The sequence below is a fragment of the Lysobacter fragariae genome, assembly GCF_054779775.1.
On record NZ_BAAGXP010000013.1, the window covers coordinates 124,832 to 145,870 of the forward strand.

At 67.4% G+C, this 21,039-nt stretch carries 17 protein-coding genes; 10 read left to right on the forward strand and 7 right to left on the reverse strand.

What is annotated here, in order from left to right:
• Positions 1 to 134: 134 nt before the first annotated feature.
• The 4 genes from ACYVD7_RS14050 to def all read right to left on the reverse strand — a co-directional run bounded on the left by ACYVD7_RS14050 (position 135) and on the right by def (position 5,249).
• Positions 135 to 1,832: an ArnT family glycosyltransferase gene (locus tag ACYVD7_RS14050; RefSeq protein ID WP_460764449.1), complete on the reverse strand. Its 1,698-nt coding sequence runs from the start codon at positions 1,830 to 1,832 to the stop codon at positions 135 to 137.
• Between the two features lie 503 nt (positions 1,833 to 2,335).
• The gene (rsmB, locus tag ACYVD7_RS14055; protein ID WP_460764451.1) at positions 2,336 to 3,625 is read right to left on the reverse strand and encodes a 16S rRNA (cytosine(967)-C(5))-methyltransferase RsmB; all 1,290 of its coding nucleotides are present in this window, start codon (positions 3,623 to 3,625) and stop codon (positions 2,336 to 2,338) included.
• 45 nt (positions 3,626 to 3,670) lie between these two features.
• Positions 3,671 to 4,582, reverse strand: coding sequence for a methionyl-tRNA formyltransferase (fmt, locus tag ACYVD7_RS14060; protein WP_460764453.1), 912 nt, complete (start codon positions 4,580 to 4,582; stop codon positions 3,671 to 3,673).
• A gap of 151 nt (positions 4,583 to 4,733) precedes the next feature.
• Positions 4,734 to 5,249, reverse strand: coding sequence for a peptide deformylase (gene def / locus ACYVD7_RS14065; protein WP_460764455.1), 516 nt, complete (start codon positions 5,247 to 5,249; stop codon positions 4,734 to 4,736).
• A gap of 278 nt (positions 5,250 to 5,527) precedes the next feature.
• Here def and ACYVD7_RS14070 point away from each other — a divergent pair, with 278 nt between their 5' ends.
• The 9 genes from ACYVD7_RS14070 to ACYVD7_RS14110 all read left to right on the forward strand — a co-directional run bounded on the left by ACYVD7_RS14070 (position 5,528) and on the right by ACYVD7_RS14110 (position 16,041).
• Positions 5,528 to 6,673 (forward strand): LysM peptidoglycan-binding domain-containing protein, encoded by a 1,146-nt coding sequence (locus tag ACYVD7_RS14070; RefSeq protein WP_460764545.1) that lies wholly within the window; start codon positions 5,528 to 5,530, stop codon positions 6,671 to 6,673.
• Positions 6,674 to 6,862: 189 nt separating this feature from the next.
• Positions 6,863 to 8,023 carry a DNA-processing protein DprA gene (dprA, locus tag ACYVD7_RS14075; RefSeq protein WP_460764457.1) on the forward strand — a complete coding sequence of 387 codons (1,161 nt, stop codon included), beginning with the start codon at positions 6,863 to 6,865 and terminating at the stop codon, positions 8,021 to 8,023.
• 87 nt (positions 8,024 to 8,110) lie between these two features.
• Complete coding sequence (locus ACYVD7_RS14080; RefSeq protein ID WP_460764459.1) at positions 8,111 to 8,599, forward strand: DUF494 family protein; 489 nt, start codon at positions 8,111 to 8,113, stop codon at positions 8,597 to 8,599.
• Between the two features lie 125 nt (positions 8,600 to 8,724).
• On the forward strand, positions 8,725 to 9,492 hold the full coding sequence (locus tag ACYVD7_RS14085) for a GYF domain-containing protein (RefSeq protein ID WP_460764461.1): 768 nt from the start codon (positions 8,725 to 8,727) through the stop codon (positions 9,490 to 9,492).
• A 42-nt stretch (positions 9,493 to 9,534) separates the two neighbouring features.
• Complete coding sequence (locus ACYVD7_RS14090; protein ID WP_460764463.1) at positions 9,535 to 10,572, forward strand: RDD family protein; 1,038 nt, start codon at positions 9,535 to 9,537, stop codon at positions 10,570 to 10,572.
• A 272-nt stretch (positions 10,573 to 10,844) separates the two neighbouring features.
• Entirely contained in the window at positions 10,845 to 13,313 is a 2,469-nt protein-coding gene (locus tag ACYVD7_RS14095) for a DNA topoisomerase I (protein ID WP_460764465.1), read from the forward strand.
• Positions 13,314 to 13,569: 256 nt separating this feature from the next.
• Positions 13,570 to 14,145 (forward strand): L-threonylcarbamoyladenylate synthase, encoded by a 576-nt coding sequence (locus ACYVD7_RS14100; protein ID WP_460764467.1) that lies wholly within the window; start codon positions 13,570 to 13,572, stop codon positions 14,143 to 14,145.
• Positions 14,146 to 14,557: 412 nt separating this feature from the next.
• Complete coding sequence (locus tag ACYVD7_RS14105) at positions 14,558 to 15,265, forward strand: DUF4124 domain-containing protein (RefSeq protein ID WP_460764469.1); 708 nt, start codon at positions 14,558 to 14,560, stop codon at positions 15,263 to 15,265.
• A 35-nt stretch (positions 15,266 to 15,300) separates the two neighbouring features.
• A complete protein-coding gene (locus ACYVD7_RS14110) occupies positions 15,301 to 16,041 on the forward strand; it encodes a DUF4124 domain-containing protein (protein WP_460764471.1) in 741 nt (246 codons plus the stop codon).
• 132 nt (positions 16,042 to 16,173) lie between these two features.
• On the opposite strand, the gene ACYVD7_RS14115 is transcribed toward ACYVD7_RS14110, so the two are convergent.
• Positions 16,174 to 16,953: an SDR family oxidoreductase gene (locus ACYVD7_RS14115; RefSeq protein WP_460764473.1), complete on the reverse strand. Its 780-nt coding sequence runs from the start codon at positions 16,951 to 16,953 to the stop codon at positions 16,174 to 16,176.
• Between the two features lie 75 nt (positions 16,954 to 17,028).
• Here ACYVD7_RS14115 and ACYVD7_RS14120 point away from each other — a divergent pair, with 75 nt between their 5' ends.
• Positions 17,029 to 17,241 carry a hypothetical protein gene (locus tag ACYVD7_RS14120; protein WP_460764475.1) on the forward strand — a complete coding sequence of 71 codons (213 nt, stop codon included), beginning with the start codon at positions 17,029 to 17,031 and terminating at the stop codon, positions 17,239 to 17,241.
• Positions 17,242 to 17,468: 227 nt separating this feature from the next.
• On the opposite strand, the gene sppA is transcribed toward ACYVD7_RS14120, so the two are convergent.
• Positions 17,469 to 19,382, reverse strand: a complete 1,914-nt coding sequence (gene sppA, locus ACYVD7_RS14125; protein WP_460764477.1) for a signal peptide peptidase SppA — start codon at positions 19,380 to 19,382, stop codon at positions 17,469 to 17,471.
• Between the two features lie 156 nt (positions 19,383 to 19,538).
• The gene (locus ACYVD7_RS14130) at positions 19,539 to 20,906 is read right to left on the reverse strand and encodes an MATE family efflux transporter (RefSeq protein ID WP_460764479.1); all 1,368 of its coding nucleotides are present in this window, start codon (positions 20,904 to 20,906) and stop codon (positions 19,539 to 19,541) included.
• Between the last annotated feature and the right edge of the window lie 133 nt (positions 20,907 to 21,039).

Here is a 21,039-nt window from a genome sequence, read left to right on the forward strand (position 1 = left end):
GCGAAGCGTCATTCGACGACTCGACGCCGATGACGACTCCGTCGATCGGCGGACAAGTGTCGTGACGGCGGAATCGCCTTCGACAGCTGACCGGCTTCGCCGCTGACGTGCGCTTCGCCCACGCCAACGCAACCTCAGTTGAGGTCGGTCCCGCTCTCCAGTTCCTTGCCGGCCGGCACGCAGCCGGCAATCACCGCATCCGCCGGCACCAGCCAGAACACGCGGCGATTGGAACGACCGGCGATCGTCGCCTTGTCGCGATCGATGCATTGCGACAGCGCCGGTTCCTGCACCAGCAGCAGGCGCTTGTGCGGCGCCTGCGCCTGCCAGGCCAGGCCGCGCCTGAGCTGCTCGCCCCACGGCGCGACGAAACCGAACGTCGCTACCGGCCGCTGCGCCATCAGCAGGTTCTGCTCCTTCCACGCGACCAGCCCCAGTTCGTGGTCGCCAATCTGCCGGTCCAGCTGCGTCATCAGGCCGCGCGCTGAACTGGAATCGTTGAGCAGCGGATAGGCGACCAGACCGTAGAGGATCCAGGTGCAGGTGAGCGCGGACAGCATCGCCATGACCGGGCGCGTTCGACCGAACCACAGCAGGCTGCCGAGGCCACCACCGCCCATCGCCAGCAGCAGGTAGGTCAGCGGCGCGGCGGCATCGCCCAGGCCACGGGCTTCGTTGAACTGCTTCTCGAAGCCGGGATTGCCCAGCAGCATCGCCAGGCCCATGCCGGTGGTCGCCAGCGTCAGGGCGATCGCAACCCCCAGCGCCAGACGCCGCGGCCACGCACGACGCAGGATGCCCGGCAGCAACGGCGCGAATGCGAGGCAAGCCATCGGCAGCGCCGGCAGGATGTAGACATCGCGCTTGCCGTGCGGAATCGAGAAGAACAGCACGATCAGCGCCCACCACACCAGCGGCAACAGGTAGCGCGGATCGCGCCGCTGCAGGCGCCGCTTCCACGCCGGCAACGCCCAGGGCAACGCCAGCATCAGTGGCAGCCACATGCTCAGCATCACGCCCAGGTGATACCAGGCTGGCTGCTGATGGTCCCAGGATCGCGTGTAACGGCCGGCGGTCTGGCGGAACAGGATGTCGTCCATGTAGGCGCGGTAGGACGGGTCGGTCTGGTGCAGCACGGTCGTGATCATCGGCACCAGCCACAGCGCCATCGCCGCGACCAGCACCACGGGCCCGAGCAGCACGCGCCAGTCGCGCAATGGCAGGCGCACACCGGGCCAGCCGCGCCAGGCTGCGAACGCCGCCGGAACCAGCATCACCAGCGCCAGTCCGCCGACCCCCTTGGTGATCGTGCCGATGCCGGCCGCGAACCAGCCCAGCAGCCACATCTTCCAGTCAGGCCCGCGCAGCAGGTGCCGCAGCAGGCCGTAGTTGGCCAGCGTGATCCAGAACACGACCACCGGATCGATCTGCGCCTTCTTCGCCTGGTAGGTGAAGTGCAGGGTGAACAGCAGCGCGTAGCCGGCGTACAGGCCGATCTGGCGCGTCCACAGCCGCTTGCCCAGGTCGACGACGCACCACAGCGTGCCCAGCGCCGCGAGCAGGCACGGCAGCAGGAACGCGACGCGCCAGTTGCCGACCACGGTGTAGGCCGCCGCCTGCAGCCACATGAAGGTCGGCGGCTTGTCCGAATAGAGCTCCGCGCCGCGATGCGGGAACAGCCAGTCGCCGCTTTCGATCATGTGCTTGGCAACGAGGGCGAAACGCGGCTCGTCGGCGGGCCAGGGATCGCGCAGCCCCAGGCCGGCACCGAGCACCAGCACGGCAAGGATCCAGAACAGCCAGGTGTCGCGGGAGGCGTTGGTTTTCAGCATGCGCGGATGATAGCGGGGTGTCAGGGCGCTGGTTGGGCAGCGTCGGCATTCCCGATGCTTGTCGAAGAGGCTTTTTGCCATTCCGCCAAGCATCCGGGTCTTTCGGGGAAGTCTTTTTTCCCTTCCGGAAAGGCTCTGAGCTTCTCGGGTGGGTCTTTTTTGCCTTTCCGCAAGGCTCGAGAATCTTTCAGACAAGTCTTCTGGCCCTTCCGGAAAGGCTCGGAATCCTTCGGCAAAGACATTCAGCCCTTCCGGAAAAGGTCGGCGTCCTTCGGGAACGACTTTGGATCCTTCAGGAATGGCTCGGCGTCCTTCGGGAGAGACTTTTGGTCCTTCCGGAATGGCTCGGCGTCCTTCGGGAACGACGTTGGATCCTTCGGGAATGACTCGGCATCTTCAGGGAAAGACGTTAGGTCCTTCCCGCGAGGCTCGGACCCTGAATTGACCGGATCGCTCGCTTGTCCGCGAAGGGCAGCGGAGCGACACCGGCATGGCAAGCCGGATTACGACGCCTTGCGCAGCCGGGCGTAGAAGAATCCGTCGCCACCGCCCTCGCCCGGCAGCCGCTGCGAACCGGCACCGGTATCGCGGCCGAACTGCGCACCCAGCGGCTCCAGCTTCGCCGTCGGCGTACGCGCGAGGAAGGCGTGGACCTGCCGTTCGTTCTCGTCCTTGAGGATCGAGCACGTTGCATACAGCAGCACGCCACCGGGCACGACCACCTTCCACAGGTTGTCCAGCAGCGCAGCCTGCGTGGCGACCAGCGCGGACAGGTCGGATTCGCGCCGATGCAGCAGGACGTCCGGCTGCCGGCGCACGATCCCGGTGGCCGAGCACGGCGCATCCACCAGCACCGCGTCGAATGGAATGCCATCCCACCAGTCGAGCCGCGCGGCGTCGGCGGCGAGCAGGCGCGCGCTTTCGCCGACATGCAGGCGCGCGAACGTGCCGCGCACGCGATCCAGCCGCTTCGCGTCGACATCGATCGCGGTCAGTCGCAGCGATGCGTCGCGTTCGAGCAGGTGTGCGGCCTTGCCGCCCGGCGCCGCGCAGGCATCGAGCACGCGCGCACCCGGCGTCGGCACCAGTGCATCGGCGACGCCCTGCGCAGCGGCGTCCTGCACCGATGCCGCGCCGTCGGAAAAGCCCGGCAGTGCGGCCACCGCGATGCTGGCGTCCAGGCGCAAGGCATCGGGCAGCGCGGGATCCTCGTGGGCTTCGATACCGGCGTCGTGCAATCGCTGTCGGTACACCGCGCGCGACTGCTGCCGGCGATTGACCCGCAGCCACAACGGCGGTGTCTGTGCGCTGGCGGACAGGATCGCCGCCAGGTCGTCGCCCCAGTCCTGCTGCAGCCGCGTGCGCAGCCAGCGGGGCCAGTGCGCGGCCGGGTCGCCGGCAGGCAGTCCATCGCGCTGCGCGCGCCGCAGCAGCGCATTGACCAGTCCGGTCTGGTGCGTGCGGTTGAGTCCACGCGCGGCTTCCACCGTCGCGGCCACCGCGGCGTGCGCCGGCAGTCCGAGCGGATCCAATTGCGCGAAGCCGGCGAACAACAGCGCGCGCAACTCGTTGTCGCGCGCGCCCAGCGGCTTGGGCATCCACGCCTTCAGCGCGGCATCGAAGCGGAACGGCTGGCGCAGCACGGCAAAGCAGATCGCCTCGACCAGGGCGCGGTCGCGCGAATCGGGCAACTGCGGCAACGCGGTGGCGAGTTCGGCCTTGAGCGAGCGGCCGCGGTGCAACACGGCATCGAGCACGTGCGCGGCGACGACGCGGGATTGGCTACCGCTCATGGCTGCAAGCAACCACGCGCGCTTCGACGAGCGTTACGACGAACATCACGATGAACGGCGCGCATTGAGATAGTCCGCCGCCGTGATCGCCTTGCCGCCTTCGCGCTGCAGTACGCGGATGCGCAGGGCACCTTCGCCGCACGCGATGTCGATGCCTTCACGTCCGGCCAGCAGCACCGTGCCGGGCGCGGCGTCGTGCGCCAGCGGCAGAGCGACCGCGCCGTGGATGCGCAGGCGTTCGCCCGACACCATGGCCTCGGCCATCGGCCAGGGGTTGAACGCGCGCACCTTGTTGGCGAGCACGATGGCCGGCTGCGACCAGTCGAGCCGTGCTTCGGCCTTGTCGAGCTTGTGCGCATAGGTCACGCCGGCGTTCGGCTGCAGCGTGGGAACGGGCAGGATGCCGGCACGCAGCAGGCCCAATCCGTCCGCCAACGTCTGCGCGCCCAGCGCCGCGAGGCGATCGTGAAGCTGTCCGCCTGTGTCGTTGTCGCCGACATCGAGTTTCTGCGAAAGCAGCACCGGCCCGGTATCCAGGCCCTTTTCCATCTGCATCAGGCACACGCCGCTTTCGCGGTCGCCCGCTTCGATGGCGCGCTGGATCGGTGCCGCGCCGCGCCAGCGCGGCAGCAGCGAGGCATGCACGTTCCAGCAGCCATGGGTCGGGATGTCGAGTACCGACTGCGGCAGGATCAGGCCGTAGGCGACCACGATCATCACGTCGGGCTTCAGCGCGCGCAGCGCCGCCTTCGATACCGCGGAGCGGAAGTTCTCCGGCTGCACGACCTCGATGCCGCGCAGCAGCGCCTCGCGCTTGACCGGCGAAGGCGTCAGTTCGCGCCCGCGCCCCGCGGGACGGTCAGGTTGCGTGTAGACGGCGACGACTTCATTGCGCTGCGCGGCGGCGCGCAGGCTGGGCACGGCGAAGTCCGGGGTGCCTGCGAACACTATTCTCATGGGACGGATGCGCGACCTGGATGGGGGATCGTGGAAAGCAGTCGCCGCGCATCACGGCGCAGCGAAATGCGGAATCGGGAACACGTGTCGCGCATCGGACCGCTCACCAGCCACCACACGACGGCGGCGTGTGCCCCGGTGATCGGTCGCCTTACGCCGCCGCCGCGCGACGCTGCTTGGCCAGCTTCTTGCGCACCATCTCGCGCTTGAGCGGCGAGAGATAGTCGACGAACAGCTTGCCAACCAGGTGATCCATCTCGTGCTGGATGCACACCGCGAGCAGGCCGTCGACGTGCATCTCGAATGGCTGGCCATTACGGTCCAGCGCCTGCACCGTGATCTGGTTGGAGCGGGTCACGTCGGCAAAGATGCCGGGCACCGAGAGACAGCCTTCCTGGTAGACCTGGTCGCCGTCGCGGGCAGTGATGACCGGGTTGATGAAGACCAGCGGCTCGTTCTTCTCTTCGCTGGTATCGATCACCATGAAGCGCTGGTGGACGTCCACCTGGCTGGCGGCGAGGCCGATGCCCGGGGCGTCGTACATGCTTTCGAACATGTCGTCGAGCAGCTGCTGGAACGCCGGATCAGCAATCCGGGCCGGATCGACCGCGGCAGCCTGGGTGCGCAGGCGGGGGTCGGGGAATTCGAGGATAGGGAGCAATGCCATGGGTTCGGTGCCTGGATGGGCCACAACCTGTTGGGGAAGACCGGTTGGGCGGCCAGATTGCGTGAAATCAGACAATCGGCGCGGGATATTCAAAGAGGGTCGGTGAAACGGTGCTGGCGCCCACCTTCAAATGGGGGCGACTGTCACATCGCCGACCACCAGTGCAATTGTAACCCCGGCAGACGCGGTCAACGCTTGCATCCGCGCGCATCTTCTGGGCTATAGTGCCTGCGCCTGTGGGGAAAACTTTGGCAAGGGGAATCAGACACATGGCCGCCATGCTTAAACCGATCCGCACGGTTCTTACCGCTGCGTTCCTGACCATCGCTACCGTGGGCGTAGCCGCCGAGATGCGCGGCGACCACCCCGACACCTACACGGTGAAGCGAGGCGACACGCTGTGGGACATCGCCGGCCGCTTCCTCAAGCGACCGTGGCTGTGGCCGGAAATCTGGCAAGCCAATCCGCAGATCAAGAATCCGCACCTGATCTATCCGGGTGACGTGATCTCGCTGGCCTACCTGGACCGCGTCGCGGTGCAGGAAGGTCCGCGCAACGATGCACCGATCAACGCCATCCCGCTGTCGCAGGTCGAGCCATTCCTCAAGAACCTGCGCGTGGTCGACAGCTTCGAGGACCTGCCCTATGTGGTCGGGCTTGAAGAAGACCGCCTGCGCAGCGTGTCGGGCCAGGTCGCCTACATCCGCGGCCTCGCCAACGCCCAGGCAGGCCAGCGCTACGCGATCGTGCGTCCGACCGTGCGCTACAACGCGATCAACCCGAAGCGTTGCTGCGACGTGACCACTACCAAGGGCGAGGACCTGGACTACCGCGGCCGCACCACCAAGTTCACCGAGCAGCTGTGGAACCATCAGATCCCGGCGGGCAAGGGCGAATTCCTCGGCTATGAGCTGATGCAGCTGGCTACGGGCACCGTCAGTCGCGGCGAAGTCGGCCAATACGAGGCCAGCACCCTGGTAATCGACAGCACCGGTCGCGAAGTGCGCGTCGGCGACCGGCTGATCCCGGTCCAAGCGCAGCCCTACGACCTGCAGTTCATCCCGCACCCGCCCAAGCAGGAATTCGCTTACGGCAAGGCCAAGGTGCTCGCCGTGGCCGACATGCTCAGCACCGGCGGCCCGCGCGACGTGGTCGCCCTGTCGGTTGGCTCCCGCGACGGCATCGACAACGGCACCGTGTTCTCCAGCTGGCGCGTCGGCAGCAACGTCGCCGACCGCGTGGTGGTCGGTGATCGCAGCGAGGACACCGTAGGTAGCGGCAACAAGGTGCGCCTGCCGGACGAATTCTCGGGCCACATGATGGTGTTCCGCACCTTCGAAAAGGTCAGCTACGCGCTGGTGATGGATAGCGTACGGCCGACCCGCGTGGGTTACGAAGCCAAGCATCCCGACGCGACGAACTGATTCGTCCATTGAGTTGCAATACACGACGGCGCCCCAGGGCGCCGTCACTGTTTTAGGGTCCCTCTCGGCGCATTGACAGCCGACCGTAACAACCACCATCGCGGCGCTAGGGCGCGTTCGGAAAAGTCCTACGCGCAGGTGCGATGTTCGCCGGCTTCGCACCAACTGCCGGCCCCGTAGCCTGCAGCGATGCACGACAACGATATCGATGCCCTCCTGCGCCTTGTCGCCGCAGGCGGCGCCACGGCCCCGCGCAAGGCCTTGCTCGAACACCACGCGTCGCCAGCCGTCGCGCTGGCAGCGGGCGCCACGGCATGGCGCGGCTGCGAGCTGAAGGACGCCCAGGTTTCAGCGTTGCTACGACCCGACATCCAGCAATTCACGCAGGCACGGCAATGGCTGGCGCAACCCGGCCACCACCTGCTCGCCTGGACTGATCCGGACTACCCACCGCAACTCAAGCGCACGCCGGGCGCGCCGCTCGCACTGTTCGTCGCCGGCGACCCGTCGGTGTTGTGGCGTCCGTCGGTCGCACTGGTCGGCAGTCGCGCCCCTACGCCAAGCGGGCGCGACAACGCCGCGCTATTCGCACGCGCCATCGCGGCAACCGGCCTGTGCGTGGTGAGTGGCCTAGCTGCGGGAATCGACACCGCGGCCCACGAAGCCACCCTGGCGATCGAAGGTGGCCTGACCGTCGCCGTCCTCGGCACCGGTCCGGACGTGGCTTACCCGCGCGGCAATGCCGACCTGCATGCGCGCATCCAGCACGCCGGCGCGGTGGTCAGCGAGCACCTGCCGGGCACCACCGCGCGACCGGAACACTTCCCCAGCCGCAACCGCATCCTCGCCGGGCTGTCGCTGGGCACGGTGGTCATCGAAGCCGCCGAGCGCTCCGGCGCGCTGATCACCGCCCGGCTGGCTGCCGAGATGGGGCGCGAGGTCTTCGCCCTGCCCGGCTCGATCCACAACCCGATGGCGCGCGGCTGCCATCGCCTCATCCGCGACGGCGCCGCCCTGGTCGAGACGCCGCAGGAGGTCACCGCTGCCCTGGCATCGCAGGCCCAGGCGTTGGCGGCCGACTTGCGGCGGCGGTTGGGCGGCCCCATCTGTACGCCTGAAGCGGTCACAAACCCGGTTCAGGATGTTTTGGCCGGGGTTAAACCCGGGGACGAACCAGCCGACCCGGACTACCACAAGTTGTGGACTGCACTCGGCCATGACCCAACAGGTATGGATCAGCTGGTCGATCGGACCGGATTGACGCCCGCCGAACTGTCCTCCATGCTGCTGCTCATGGAGCTTGACGGCCGCGTGGCAACACAACACGGCCGCTATTACCGGAGTCGGTGAACAGCGCTGAAAGTGGCACGGTTCCTGCGGCACCCAAAGTAAGCCCCAACCCGCCCATCGCGCCGCTTGCGGCGCAGGCCGAGGGAAATGAAAGAGAGCATCCTGGACGTCCTGCTGTACCTGTTCGAGCACTACTTCACCGAGGACGCCGACCTCGTCCGCGACCACGATTCGCTCCGCAGCGGCCCCCTCTTCGACGAACTCGGCCAGGCCGGCTTCAGTCCCGCCGAAATCAACAAGGCGTTCGAATGGCTGGACGCCCTGGCGTCGCAGCGGCCCAGCGCTTCCACGCCGCGTGCGGACGGGCCCACCCGCGTCTATTTCGGCCCGGAACTGGACAAGCTGGACGTGGAATGCCGCGGCTTCCTGCTGTTCCTGGAGCAACACGGCATCCTCGACGCCGGCCAGCGCGAACTGGTCCTCGACCGGGCCATGGCGCTCGACCAGGACCAGCTCGACCTGGACGACCTCAAGTGGGTCGTGCTGATGGTGCTGTTCAACCAGCCGGGCAGCGAAGCGGCCTACGCCTGGATGGAAACGCAGATGTTCATCGACGAACCCGAGCCGGTGCACTGACCCGCACCGGTCGACCCGCTGCTGCAATCCCGGCTTTGACGCCTTCGCACCAAACGCCTCTTTCCGGCGCGTAATCCATTACGCTGCCCGACGGCGCCGGCCCTCCCGCGCGCCAAGGGGATGCAATGAACGACTGGTACTACCACGACCCGGGCGCGGGCCGCGTCGGGCCTTTTTCGGCCAGTACATTGCGCGAGCGCTTCCGCGACCGGCAGATCGAATCCGACACCCTGGTGTGGTGCGAAGGCATGCGCGAGTGGATGCCACTGCGCATGCTGGCCGTCGAACTGGACCTGGACTCGGTCACCCCCGACACGACCCGCCCGCCGCCCTTGCCGCCACGCGTGGCTCCAATGCCGACGACTCCAGCCATGCGGGCGACGCAGGCTTCGTCCGCGCAGCCGGAGAAACGGATGTCGGGCTGCCTGCTCGCCCTGATCATCGGCGCGGTGGCGTTCGTGGTGCTGGTTGGCATCCTCGCCGCGATTGCCTTGCCCGCGTACCACGACTACGTCGAGCGTGCGAAAAAAGCCGCGGCCGCCGCGCCACCGGCGTTCGATGCCGATGCCATGGCCGAATCGGACGGCAAGGTCCGCACCCTGCTGCAACGCGCGATGTCGACCTACTACCTGAAGAACGGCTATTGCCCCGACACCTTCGAGCTGGAGTCGGTGGAAGTGCGCGACTCCGGCCTGTCCGGTTACTACACCACGAACCTGCGCGAAGCCGGCGAACAGCGCTGCACGTATGACGTCGCGTTCCTGCGACAGGGTCCGCAGCTCGACGGCAAATCGTTCCGCTATGAAGTAACGCTGTCGCCCGACGGCGATGCCCAGGTGCGCTGCTCCGCGCCTGACCTGCCGCCGTCGCTGCGACCGCCACAGTGCAACTGACACGCTGCAACCGACACGCATGACGATGCAGAGGATCGACCGATGACCCAGTGGTATTACAGCGACTACGACCGCAACCGCCACGGCCCGGTCGCCGCCAGCGACCTCGCGCAGCTGCACGCCTCTGGCCAGTTGCGACTCGACACATTGGTGTGGCGCGAAGGCCTGCTGCAATGGCAGCCGTGGCAGGACGTGATGGGCGAGGTACTGGGTGAAGCGCAGGGCCTGGCACCCCTTCCCGAAGCGGACCTTCCCAAAGCGGACCTCCCCGAAGCGAAGACCACGACGGTCGCGGACACTGCGCCGTCGAGCAGCACCCTCTCCGCGGGCGTGAATCCCTACGCCATCGCCGAACCGGTGGTCCGGCCCGTTACCGCCAGCGCCGCATCAAGCGCCGATCCATCCGCCACGCAGCCGTATTCGCCCTATGCGCCGCCACGCGCGAGCGTGCAGGAATCCGACGGCAACTACGTCGGCGGTGGCGAGGTGGTGTATGCGGGCTTCTGGAAGCGCTACGCGGCACTGTGCATCGATGGCTTCCTGGTCGGCATCGCCTTCTACATCGTGATGATCGTGGCGATGATCGCCGGGTTCGGCGTGGTCGGGCTCTCCGGAGCCGGTGCGGACGGCATGGGCCTGGGCTTCGCCGCGCTGATGATCGGCGCCTACCTGATGTATCCGCTGATCAGCGGCCTCTACTACATCAGCATGGAGTCCTCGTCGCTGCAGGCCACGCTCGGCAAGCTCGCCGTCGGCATCAAGGTGACGGACTCGGACGGCCACCGGCTGGCCCGCGGCCAGGCGCTGGGACGCTGGGCTTCGCACCTGCTGTGCTACTTCACCCTGTACATCGGCTACATCATGGCCGGCTTTACCGATCGCAAACGCGGGCTGCACGACATGGTCGCGGGCACCCTGGTGGTGGACAAGTGGGCCTACACTGCCCACCCCGAAAGGCAGCGGCGCGAACTCGGCGCGGTCGCGATCGTGCTCATCTGCCTGAGTGTGCTGGCGATCCTGGGTTACTTCGCGATCATTGCCGCGGTCATGGTGCCGGCCTTCGCCGGTCGCGGCGGCTGAGTTTCAGGCTGGAGATCCCGGACCGGAAACTCCAGCCGGAAACCCCGGCGAACCCAGCCCGAACCCCGGCCGGATCCGATCCCAGGCCGGGGGCTGGCGCCGCAGTTCGGGCCGACCGTGCTTGACAGCGCGGGTCGGCTCGTGATTCCACTAAAAAAAGAACAACACCGCCACGCCCACGGCCCCAGGCCGTGGGCGTTGCCTTCTCCAGCTGCGTTTGGCGTTCCCATTGGGTATTGCCCCCGGGCCCGCACGGAAACCCCCGCCCCCCCATGGCCAAGAACCTCCTCATCGTCGAATCGCCCGCCAAGGCCAAGACGATCAACAAGTACCTCGGCAAGGACTTCATCGTCCTGGCCTCCTACGGCCACGTCCGCGACCTGGTCCCCAAGGAGGGCGCGGTCGATCCGGCGAACGGCTTCGCGATGCGCTACGACCTGATCGAGAAGAACGAGAAACACGTCGACGCCATCGCCAAGGCCGCCAAGGCCGCCGAACACCTGTACCTGGCGACCGACCCGGACCGCGAAGGTGAAGCCATCAGCTGGCACATCGCCGAGATCCTGCGCGAACGCGGCCTGCTCAAGGACCGCACCCTGCAGCGCGTGGTCTTTACCGAGATCACGCCGCGCGCGATCAAGGAAGCGATGACCCAGCCGCGCGACATCGCCAGCGACCTGGTCGATGCGCAGCAGGCGCGTCGCGCCCTCGATTACCTGGTCGGCTTCAACCTGTCGCCGGTGCTGTGGCGCAAGGTGCAGCGCGGCCTGTCCGCCGGCCGCGTGCAGTCGCCGGCGCTGCGCATGATCGTCGAGCGCGAGGAGGAGATCGAAGCCTTCATCGCCCGCGAATACTGGTCGGTCGAAGCCGAGTGCCTGCATCCGTCGCAGGCGTTCACCGCCAAGCTGACGAAGCTGGACGGCAAGAAGTTCGAACAGTTCACCATCACCAATGGCGAGGACGCCGACGCCGCCCGCCAGCGCCTGGTCAAGGCCGCTGCCGGTGCGCTGCACGTCACCGACGTCGCCAGCAAGGAACGCAAGCGCCGTCCGTCGCCGCCGTTCACCACCTCGACCCTGCAGCAGGAAGCGTCGCGCAAGCTCGGCTTCACCACGCGCAAGACCATGCAGGTCGCGCAGAAGCTGTACGAAGGCGTGGCGATCGGCGAGGAAGGCACCGTCGGCCTGATCAGCTACATGCGTACCGACTCGGTCAATCTGTCGGTCGATGCATTGACCGAAATCCGCGACGTGATCGCGCGCGATTACGGCACCCGTGCGCTGCCCGACAAGCCCAACACCTACACCACCAAGTCGAAGAACGCGCAGGAAGCCCACGAAGCCGTCCGCCCGACCTCGGCGTTGCGCACCCCGTCGCAGGTCGCGCGCTTCCTCAGCGACGACGAACGCAAGCTGTATGAGCTGGTGTGGAAACGCGCCGTGGCATCGCAGATGGTGCCGGCGACCCTCAACACCGTCAGCGTCGATCTCGCCGCGGGCAGCGAGCACAGTTTCCGCGCGTCGGGCACCACGGTCGTCGATCCCGGCTTCCTCGCCGTGTACGAGGAAGGCAAGGACACCAAGACGTCGGAAGACGAGGACGAAGGCCGCAAGCTGCCCGCGATGAAGACCGGCGACCGCATCCCGCTCGACCGCATCCACGCCGACCAGCACTTCACCCAGCCGCCGCCGCGCTTCACCGAAGCGGCACTGGTCAAGGCGCTGGAGGAATACGGCATCGGCCGGCCGTCGACGTATGCGTCGATCATCCAGACCCTGCTGTTCCGCAAGTACGTCGAGATGGAAGGCCGCAGCTTCCGCCCGTCCGACGTGGGTCGCGCGGTGTCCAACTTCCTCAGCAGCCACTTCACCCGCTACGTCGACTACGACTTCACCGCGAAGATGGAAGACGAGCTCGACGCCGTCTCGCGCGGTGAGGAAGAGTGGGTTCCGCTGATGGAGAAGTTCTGGGGCCCGTTCAAGGAACTGGTCGACGACAAGACCGAATCGGTCGATCGCAGCGAAGCCACCGGCGCGCGCGAGCTCGGCACCGATCCCAAGTCCGGCAAGCCGGTGAGCGTGCGCCTGGGCCGCTACGGGCCGTATGCGCAGATCGGCGACAAGGACACCGACGAGAAGCTGGAATTCGCCTCGCTGCGCCCCGGCCAGTCGATGCACACCATCGAACTGGCCGACGCGCTGGAGCTGTTCAAGCTGCCGCGCAAGCTGGGCGAGAGCAATGGCGACGAAGTCAGCGTCGGCATCGGTCGCTTTGGTCCGTTCGCCAAGCGCGGCAGCGTGTATGCGTCGCTGAAAAAGGAAGACGATCCCTACACGATCGACCTGGCCCGCGCGGTGTTCCTGATCGACGAGAAGGAAGAGATCGCGCGCAACCGGATCATCAAGGAGTTCCCCGGCAGTGACATCCAGGTGCTCAACGGCCGCTTTGGCCCGTACCTGTCGGACGGCAAGCTCAATGGCCGCATCCCCAAGGATCGCGAGCCGGCGTCGCTGACGCTGGAAGAAGCGCAGGAGCTGATGGAGACCACCGGCAAGCCGATGCGTCGCGGCTTCGGCAAGAAGGCCGCCGCCAAGAAGGAACCGGCCAAGAAGGCGGCGGCGAAGAAAGCAGCCGACAAGCCGGTCGCCAAGAAGGCAACGAAGAAAGTCGCCAAGAAAGCCGTGAAGAAGACCGCGGCAAAGAAGGCGACCAAGTCGGTGGTGAAGAAGGCCGCGAAGTAAGGCGGCGTCCACTTTCGTCGTGAAGGCACCAGGGCATCAAACGATGCCCTGTCTGTCCGTCATCGAACAGATGGGTGTCGCGCGATCCGCGCGGCGCCAACGGCGATGCCGCTTCACGGCGGCGCGATTCCCGCTCACTGGCAATCCATATCCGCAATCGCGCGTCATGCCGTCCGGGCATGAGAAGCACACGCCATGCCGGAACCGTTCAATCCGGCGCACACCCAGCACAACTTGGCGGCTATGCTTCTTCGCCATGTCGCCTGCGCAATCACTCACGCAATCGCCCACCCTCGCCGCAAACACGCTGCGCGAAGGCGGGGTCATCGCCTACCCCACCGAGGCCGTGTGGGGCCTGGGTTGCGACCCCTTCAACGAAGCCGCCGTCATGCGCCTGCTGGCGATCAAGCAGCGCGACGTCGCCAAGGGCCTGATCCTGGTCGCCGGCTCGCTGCAGCAGTTCGACGACCTGCTCGACTGGAGCAAACTCTCCGCCGATCGCCTGCGCGCGGTCCATGCCAGCTGGCCGGGGCCGAACACCTGGATCGTGCCGACCACCGCGCGCGTGCCGCGCTGGATCACCGGCAACCACGCCGGCGTCGCGGCGCGCGTGAGCGCGCATCCGACGGTCGCGCGGCTGTGCGAACACTTCGGCGGTCCGCTGGTGTCCACCAGTGCCAACCTGTCCGGCGAACCGCCGGCTTTCACCCGGGCGCAGCTCGACCCCGCGCTGCTCGCGCGCCTGGACGGTGTCAGTTCCGGCGAAACCGGTGGCCTTGCCGCGCCGACTGCGATCCGCGACGCACTCAGCGGTGCCACGTTGCGACTCTGATTCCGGATTCCCGGTTGGCGGGTTCTCCGCCCAGGGCCTGAACAAAGTCAAATGTCGTCCCGAGCGCAGCGAGGGACCTGTTTTCGCGGCGAAGCAGCAGATCCCTCGCTGCGCTCGGGATGACAGGGCGAGACTTGTTCAGAGGTTCCCCGAAGACGGGTTTCTGGATCCAGGGCACGGTGCATTCGCTCGGATTTCCCGACGTCTTGCAGAGCAACGCGAAGCGCCTGCTCCCGCTGGCGGCACAGACGGGCAACCGCCGCCTACTCCGCGCTCGCAACACGATGGCCATTCGCGCAACGCCCACCGATGCCATCGGACCCGTCGTCTCCCGCTGAATAGCAACGAAAGCCCGGCGGCACCGCGCTGCGACCGGCTTCCAACGCCTCACGCGCGGGCGCAAGATGCCGCCATGAGCCGACTGCGCCAGCTGCTTGTGTCCGCCCTCGCCATCGGCGCGCTGTCGGCGTCGGCGCACGCAGCGGAAGTCACCATCTACCGCTGCACCGACGCGAAGAACCACCTCACCCTGCGCGACACCCCTTGTCGCAGCGGCGAGAAGCAGGAAACCCGCGCGATGGTGCGGCCGCAAGACGCGCCGCCGCGCCCGGTGGTCGAAGCCGCCGTGCCTGCCGCACCACGCGAACCCGCACCGCGCTACATCGTCCTCACCCCGCCGCGTCCGTTGTACGAATGCATCAGCCCCGACGGCGAGCGCTACACCAGCCAGACCGCCGAAGGCCGCCCGCCGCGTTGGGAACCCTATCTGTCCCCAGGTCTTGCCTGGCCGTACCCGCGCGATCCGTACTCCGGTGGCTACAGCGCGAACATCGGCTATCGCGGCAACCACGTCAGGGGCAACATCCGCATCGGTGAACCGTATCCGCGCCCCATGCCGGCGCCCGTGCCGACCTATCCCGTTCCGGTCTACGCCGGCGGCACCTGGGTCCGCGACGAATGCAACCCGCTGCCGCAGGCCGAAGTCTGTGATCGCCTGCGCGACCAGCGGTACGAACTCAATCGCCGCTGGAACATCGCCCAGCCCAGCGAACGCGCGCAGATCGACCGCGACACCCGCGGCATCGACGCACAGCTCAACAACGATTGCGGAGGACGCTGATGCGCCGGAGCGCCGGGTTGCAGGACTGCAGATCGATGTACGCGCCGCAGGAGCGGCTTTCCCGGGACTTCATTCCCTCACGCGTCGGTAATTACCGGAGCGCCATGGCCACCGCGGCACTGATGGCGATCCTGGCCATCGCGGCACTGTCGCCCGCGGCCGCGCAGGACAGCGTTGTGATCTATCGCTGCACCGATGCCGCCGGCAACCTCACCATCCAGAACAACACGCCCTGCCCGAAAGGCAACAAGCAGCAACGCAAGGTGATGGAGGCCGCGCCCGCATCGCCTGCGCCGCCGTTCGCCGCCACTCCCGCGCCTGCGGCGCCAGTCGCATCGCCAGCCGCGGTACCAGCGCCACCACCGCCAATGGCGCCACGTCCCACACCACCGCCTCCGCCGCCGCCCGCCCCGGAGGAGCCCACCATCGCGGATGCCGATCGCCTGCCGCCACCGGTGCTGTTCGAATGCCACACCTACGACAACGACAGTTACCTCAGCGAGGACGGCAATCCGCCGCAACGCTGCGTGACGCTGACCACCACCGGCATCGGTGGCGTGGTCGCAGGCGGCTCAGGAATGGCGTGCGAGATGAAGGACGACCATTGCCAGCGCGTGCCCGACGGTGCTGCCTGTGACAGCTGGCGCAGGCGCCTGCGCGAAGCGGAGTCGGCGCTGCAGTTCGGCACCAGCGCGAACCGCGACCAGGCGCAGGAGGAGATCCAGCGGTTGCGCCGCATCGTCCGCGACACCACGTGCGGGAACACGAGCCGATAGCCAGGTCGCCAAGGATCGGAGCGCATGCGCGCCGGACGCCCACTCACATCGCCTTCCACGGTGTCGACTACGACGATGGCGGCATCTCGCAGTGCGGACGCCCAGGCAGGCTGACAAAGCGGTCGACTGCGATCAGAACCCGTAACGCAGGAACCCGCCATCCACCGCGATGCATTCACCGGTGACATAGCTCGACGCAGGCAGGCACAGGAAGGCGACGGCGCCAGCGACTTCCTCCGGCTCACCGATGCGGCCCAGCGGCGTGCGCAGCAGCACTTCGTCCAGGTAGTCCGGATCGGCCAGCTTGTCGGAGGTGCGGCGCGTGCGGATGTACCACGGCGCCACGCAGTTCACGCGCACGCCGTCCTCGGCCCACTCAACGGCCAGGTTGCGGGTCATCTGGTGCATCGCCGCCTTGCTCATGCCGTAGGGCGCGCCGCTGCGCACGTGGGTCACGCCGGACACGCTGCCGACATTGACGATGCTGGAAGCCGCGTGCTTCGTCAGCAGCGGATGGGCATAGCGCGAGAGTTCGAAGGCGGAAAACAGGTTGATCTCGAAGATCTGCCGCCACTCGTCCTCGGTGTAGTCGTTGGCGGCCTTGGTGATGTTGCCGCCCGCATTGTTGACCAGGATGTGCAGGCTGCCGTCCCCATAGTCCTCCACCCAGTCCAGCAGCTCGCGGCGCTGCTCGTCGTCGGCGACGTCGGCGACGAAGGTGCTGATGTCGCGGTCGGGATAGTCTTCGAGCAGCTCGGCGCGCGCCGTTTCCAGTCCCCGCGCGTCGCGTGCGGCCAGCAGCACGTCCGCGCCGAAGCCCAGCAGTTCGCGTGCGATCGCACGACCGATGCCGGCACTGCCGCCGGTGACCAGGGCCAGCTGTCCATCCAGCCGCCAGCGCTTGGGGTCCATGCTTCCTCCGATCGATGCTTCTGCGCGATGGCGCGACCGGCGTAGCATAGCCGCAGCCCAACCGAGGATGCCGCGATGATCCGACTGCTGTCGTGCTGTGCGTTGCTGGTGCTGGCCGGCTGTTCCGCGCCCAAGCCTCCGGAGAAGGAGCAGCCCGTCGATCCCCAGGCCGCGGCGGTTACGCAGGCGATCAAGGCCCCGATGGACAAGGCGCGCGGCGTCGAGGACCAGATGCAGGAAGCGGCCGACAAGCAGCAAAAGGAAATCGACGCGGCGACCGGCCAATAGCAGCCGCGCGCGGTCGCGCGCCATGGCGAGAACGCGGCACGGCGTCAGCGTGCCAGCCGCCTTCGCACGAGCGTCGCCGTCGCGACCGTTTCGTATCCGTGGCGAAGGACTCGTCTGCGAAGAGCGCGACTACGAAAGTTCGGCCGCGAAGACCCGATACGACAACGCCCGGCCTGGCCGGGCGTTGTGCGTTCAGCGACTGAACCCTTGGTCCAGCCGTTGCACGACTACAGGTTGCAGAAGCAGTACGCGAGCGACTTCACCGGCACGCCGCTGGTGGGTTGCAGCACGTTGTGCAGGAAGCGCAGGTCGTCGCCCGCGTGTGGCAGTGCGCGCGGCAACACCGCTTGCGCCAGGCCCTGGGCGACGTCGGATTCGCTCATCCAGTAGGCGCCGATGCGGCTGCTGACGAAGTCCGAGAACAACTGCGCGAACGGCGGCACTGAGCGTTCGATGTAGTGCACGCCGTAGTCGTCGGCTTTGCCCAGCTTGGCGCGCTTGGCGACGTCCTCGATCGCGACGTCGGTGCCACCGAAGGCATCGACCAACCCACGCTCCTTCGCCTGTGCACCGCTCCAGACGCGGCCGCGCGCGATCGCGTCGATCTGCTCGACGCTGCGGTGGCGTGCCTGCGCGACGCGGCCGGTGAAATCGCGATACCCCTTGTCGATCACCGACTGGATCACCTGGCCGACTTCCGGCTGCAGCGGACGGGTCACGTCGAAGGCACCGGCGAAGCGCGTCGTGCCCACGCCGTCGCTGTGCACGCCAATCTTCTCCAGCGCACGCGGGAAGGTCGGGATCAGGCCGAAGATGCCGATCGAACCGGTGATGGTGGATTCGTCCGCGTAGATGCGGTCGGCGTTCATCGAGATCCAGTAGCCACCTGACGCGGCCAGGTCGCCCATCGAGACGACGACGGGCTTGCCGGCTTCCTTCAGGCCGACGATCTCGCGGCGGATCTGCTCGCTGGCGAACACTTCGCCACCAGGCGAATTCACGCGCAGCACCACGGCCTTCACCTTCTCGTCGTCGCGCGCCTCGCGCAGCAGCGAGGCGGTGGATTCGCCACCGATCGCACCCGGCGGCTGTTCGCCACCGCCGATCTCGCCTTCGGCCACGACCACGGCCACTTGCGGGCGCGGGTCGACCGGGCTCATCCGTGCATTGAGGTGGGCCAGGTATTCGTCGAAGGACACCTGGCGGAAGCCGCCTTCGGCGTCATCATCAAAGGCGCCGCGCTCGACCAGCATGTCGTCGACTTCTTCCTGCGTCTTCAGGCCGTCGACCAGCTTCTGCGACAGCGCGAACTTCGCCACGTCGCCCTGTGCGGCGGCAATGCCCGCGGGCATCTGGTCGATGCCTTCGGCCAACTTGGCGGCGTCGAGCTTGCGGGCACGGGCGATGTCGCCCAGGTAGCGCTGCCACACGTCGTTCATCCAGAACAGGTCGGCTTCCTTCGCAGCGGGCGAAGCAGCATCGAGCACGTAGGGTTCGGCCGCGGATTTGTATTCGCCGACCTTGAACAGGTGCACGTCGACACCGAGCTTTTCCTGCAGGCCCTGGCGGTAGTACTGGCGATAGCGGCCGAGGCCTTCCAGCAGCACGCCACCGGACGCCATCGGATCCAGGTAGATCTCACCGGCCTGCGCGGCCAGCAGGTACTGCTTCTGGTCCATCGACTGGCTGATGGCGATCACTTCCTTGCCACTGGCCTTGACCTTGGCGATCGCGGCGGCGACTTCGCGCAGCGATGCCATGCCGCTGGCCTGCAGGCCGTCGAGCTTGAGCACGACGCGCTCGATGCGCTTGTCGTTCTTCGCGGCGTCGAGTACGCGCAGCAGATCGCGCAGCTGGATTTCCTCGCCATCGCGCTTGCCGGTGACCTGGTTGAATGCGCGCGTGGCCGGATCGAGGCTGAACTGCTCGACCAGCGGGCCGCGCGGTTCAATCACAAGCGCGGTCTGGTCGACGATGGGTCGGGCACCGCCGCCGAACAGCAGCGACAGCACGAACATCAGGAACAGCAGCAGCAGGCCGAAGAACACGAAGTTGAGGATCAGCCGGCGGGTGAAATTCATCGCATTCCACAGGCCGATGAAGAACTCGGCGACGGGGCCGCGACGGGAAACGGTATTCATGTACGGGGACTCCGGAGCGATGACGGCAGGTTACCCGCCCGCCGTCACGGTTTCACCCGCCACAGGTCATCGTGACCTCAAGCGGCAAACGGATCAGCGGCTCGGGCGTGCCTGTCGTACAGATGGTGGCGCCGGGGCACCAGGCCAAGCCCGTCCCTACACCGCACCGGGCACCTTGCCGCTGGATCGCCAGAACCGCGCGCACAGCAGCACCGCCGCCACGCTGAGGCCCGCAATCAGGCCGACCCACATGCCCTTCGGGCCCCAGCCGAGCCCCAGGCCGAGCCCGGCGCCGACCGGCATTCCCACGCCCCAGTACGCCAGCGCGGCGAGCAGCATCGGCATGCGGGTGTCCTTGAGGCCGCGCAGCGCGCCGGCAGAAAGCACCTGTACGCCGTCGGGGAACTGGAACGCCGCCGCGTACAGCAGCAACCCCGCCGCCAGCCCGGCCACGGTCGCGTCCGCCGTGTAGAAACCCACGATGAAGTCGTTGCCCAGCATCAGCGCCAGCGCCGACAGCGCCTGGGTGCCCAGCACGATCGCGTAGCCGGCCATGGCGGCGCGACGCAGTCCGGCGGGATCGTTGCGACCCATCGCGTGGCCGATGCGCACGGTGGTGGCTTCGGCCAGTCCCATCGGCACCATGAAACACAGGCTAGAGACATTGATCGCGATCTGGTGGGCGGCGACCGGCACGTCGCCCAGGCGACCGATCAGTAGCGCGGTAGCGATGAACAATCCGCCTTCCATCGTCACCGTCACCCCGATCGGCAGGCCGGTGCGCAGCAGCGTGCGCAGGGTCGGGCCGTGCAGGCGATCGAAACGCACGAACAGCTGCAGGTCGGCGAACCGCCGCGCGCGCGACAGGTACAGCGCGAACACGATCGCCTGCGACCACATCATGATCGCGGAGGCCACGCCCAGGCCGCCGGCGCCCAGCTCGGGAAAACCACCGACGCCGTAAGTCATCGCGTAGCCCAATGGCACCAGCACCAGCAGGCCGCCGAAGCCGAGCAGCATCGTCGGCAGCGTCCAGTGCAGGCCGTCGCTGAGGTAGCGCATGGTCAGGTACAGCGTCAGCCCGGGCACGCCCCAACGGATGCCGTGCAGGAAAGCGATGGCACCCGGACGGATCTCCGCGGCAATCCCCATCGGTGCCAGCGCGTGCACGATCACCGTCAGGAACCCGAACAACACCACGCCCAGCGTCGCCGCCAGGTACAGGGCCTGGCGGAACAGCGGACCGATTTCGTTGCGACGTCCGGCGCCATCCAGTTGCGACACTGCCGGCGGCAGCGACATCAGCGTGCCCATCGGAATCATCATCGGCAGCCAGAACAGCGCCGTGCCGACCGCCACTGCCGCCAGTGTCGCGGTGCCGTGGTGGCCGGCGATCACGCTGTCGACGAAACCAATCATGCCGGTCGACACATGCCCGGCCACCAGTGGCGCCGCGAGCACCGCGGTGGTGCGCACTTCGCTGGACAGGCGCGGCAGGGCCGGCAACGTGGTTTCGATGGACATGGGAAAACGGAAGCTCCATACAGCAACGTGCCATCTCGACGAGCGAGAACCTGGCTGTGTCCGTGACCTGCGGTTATCGGCCGTGGGCGCGGCAGCAACAGTCCGGTGGCCTGACTGAGCCGCGGGCCGATGT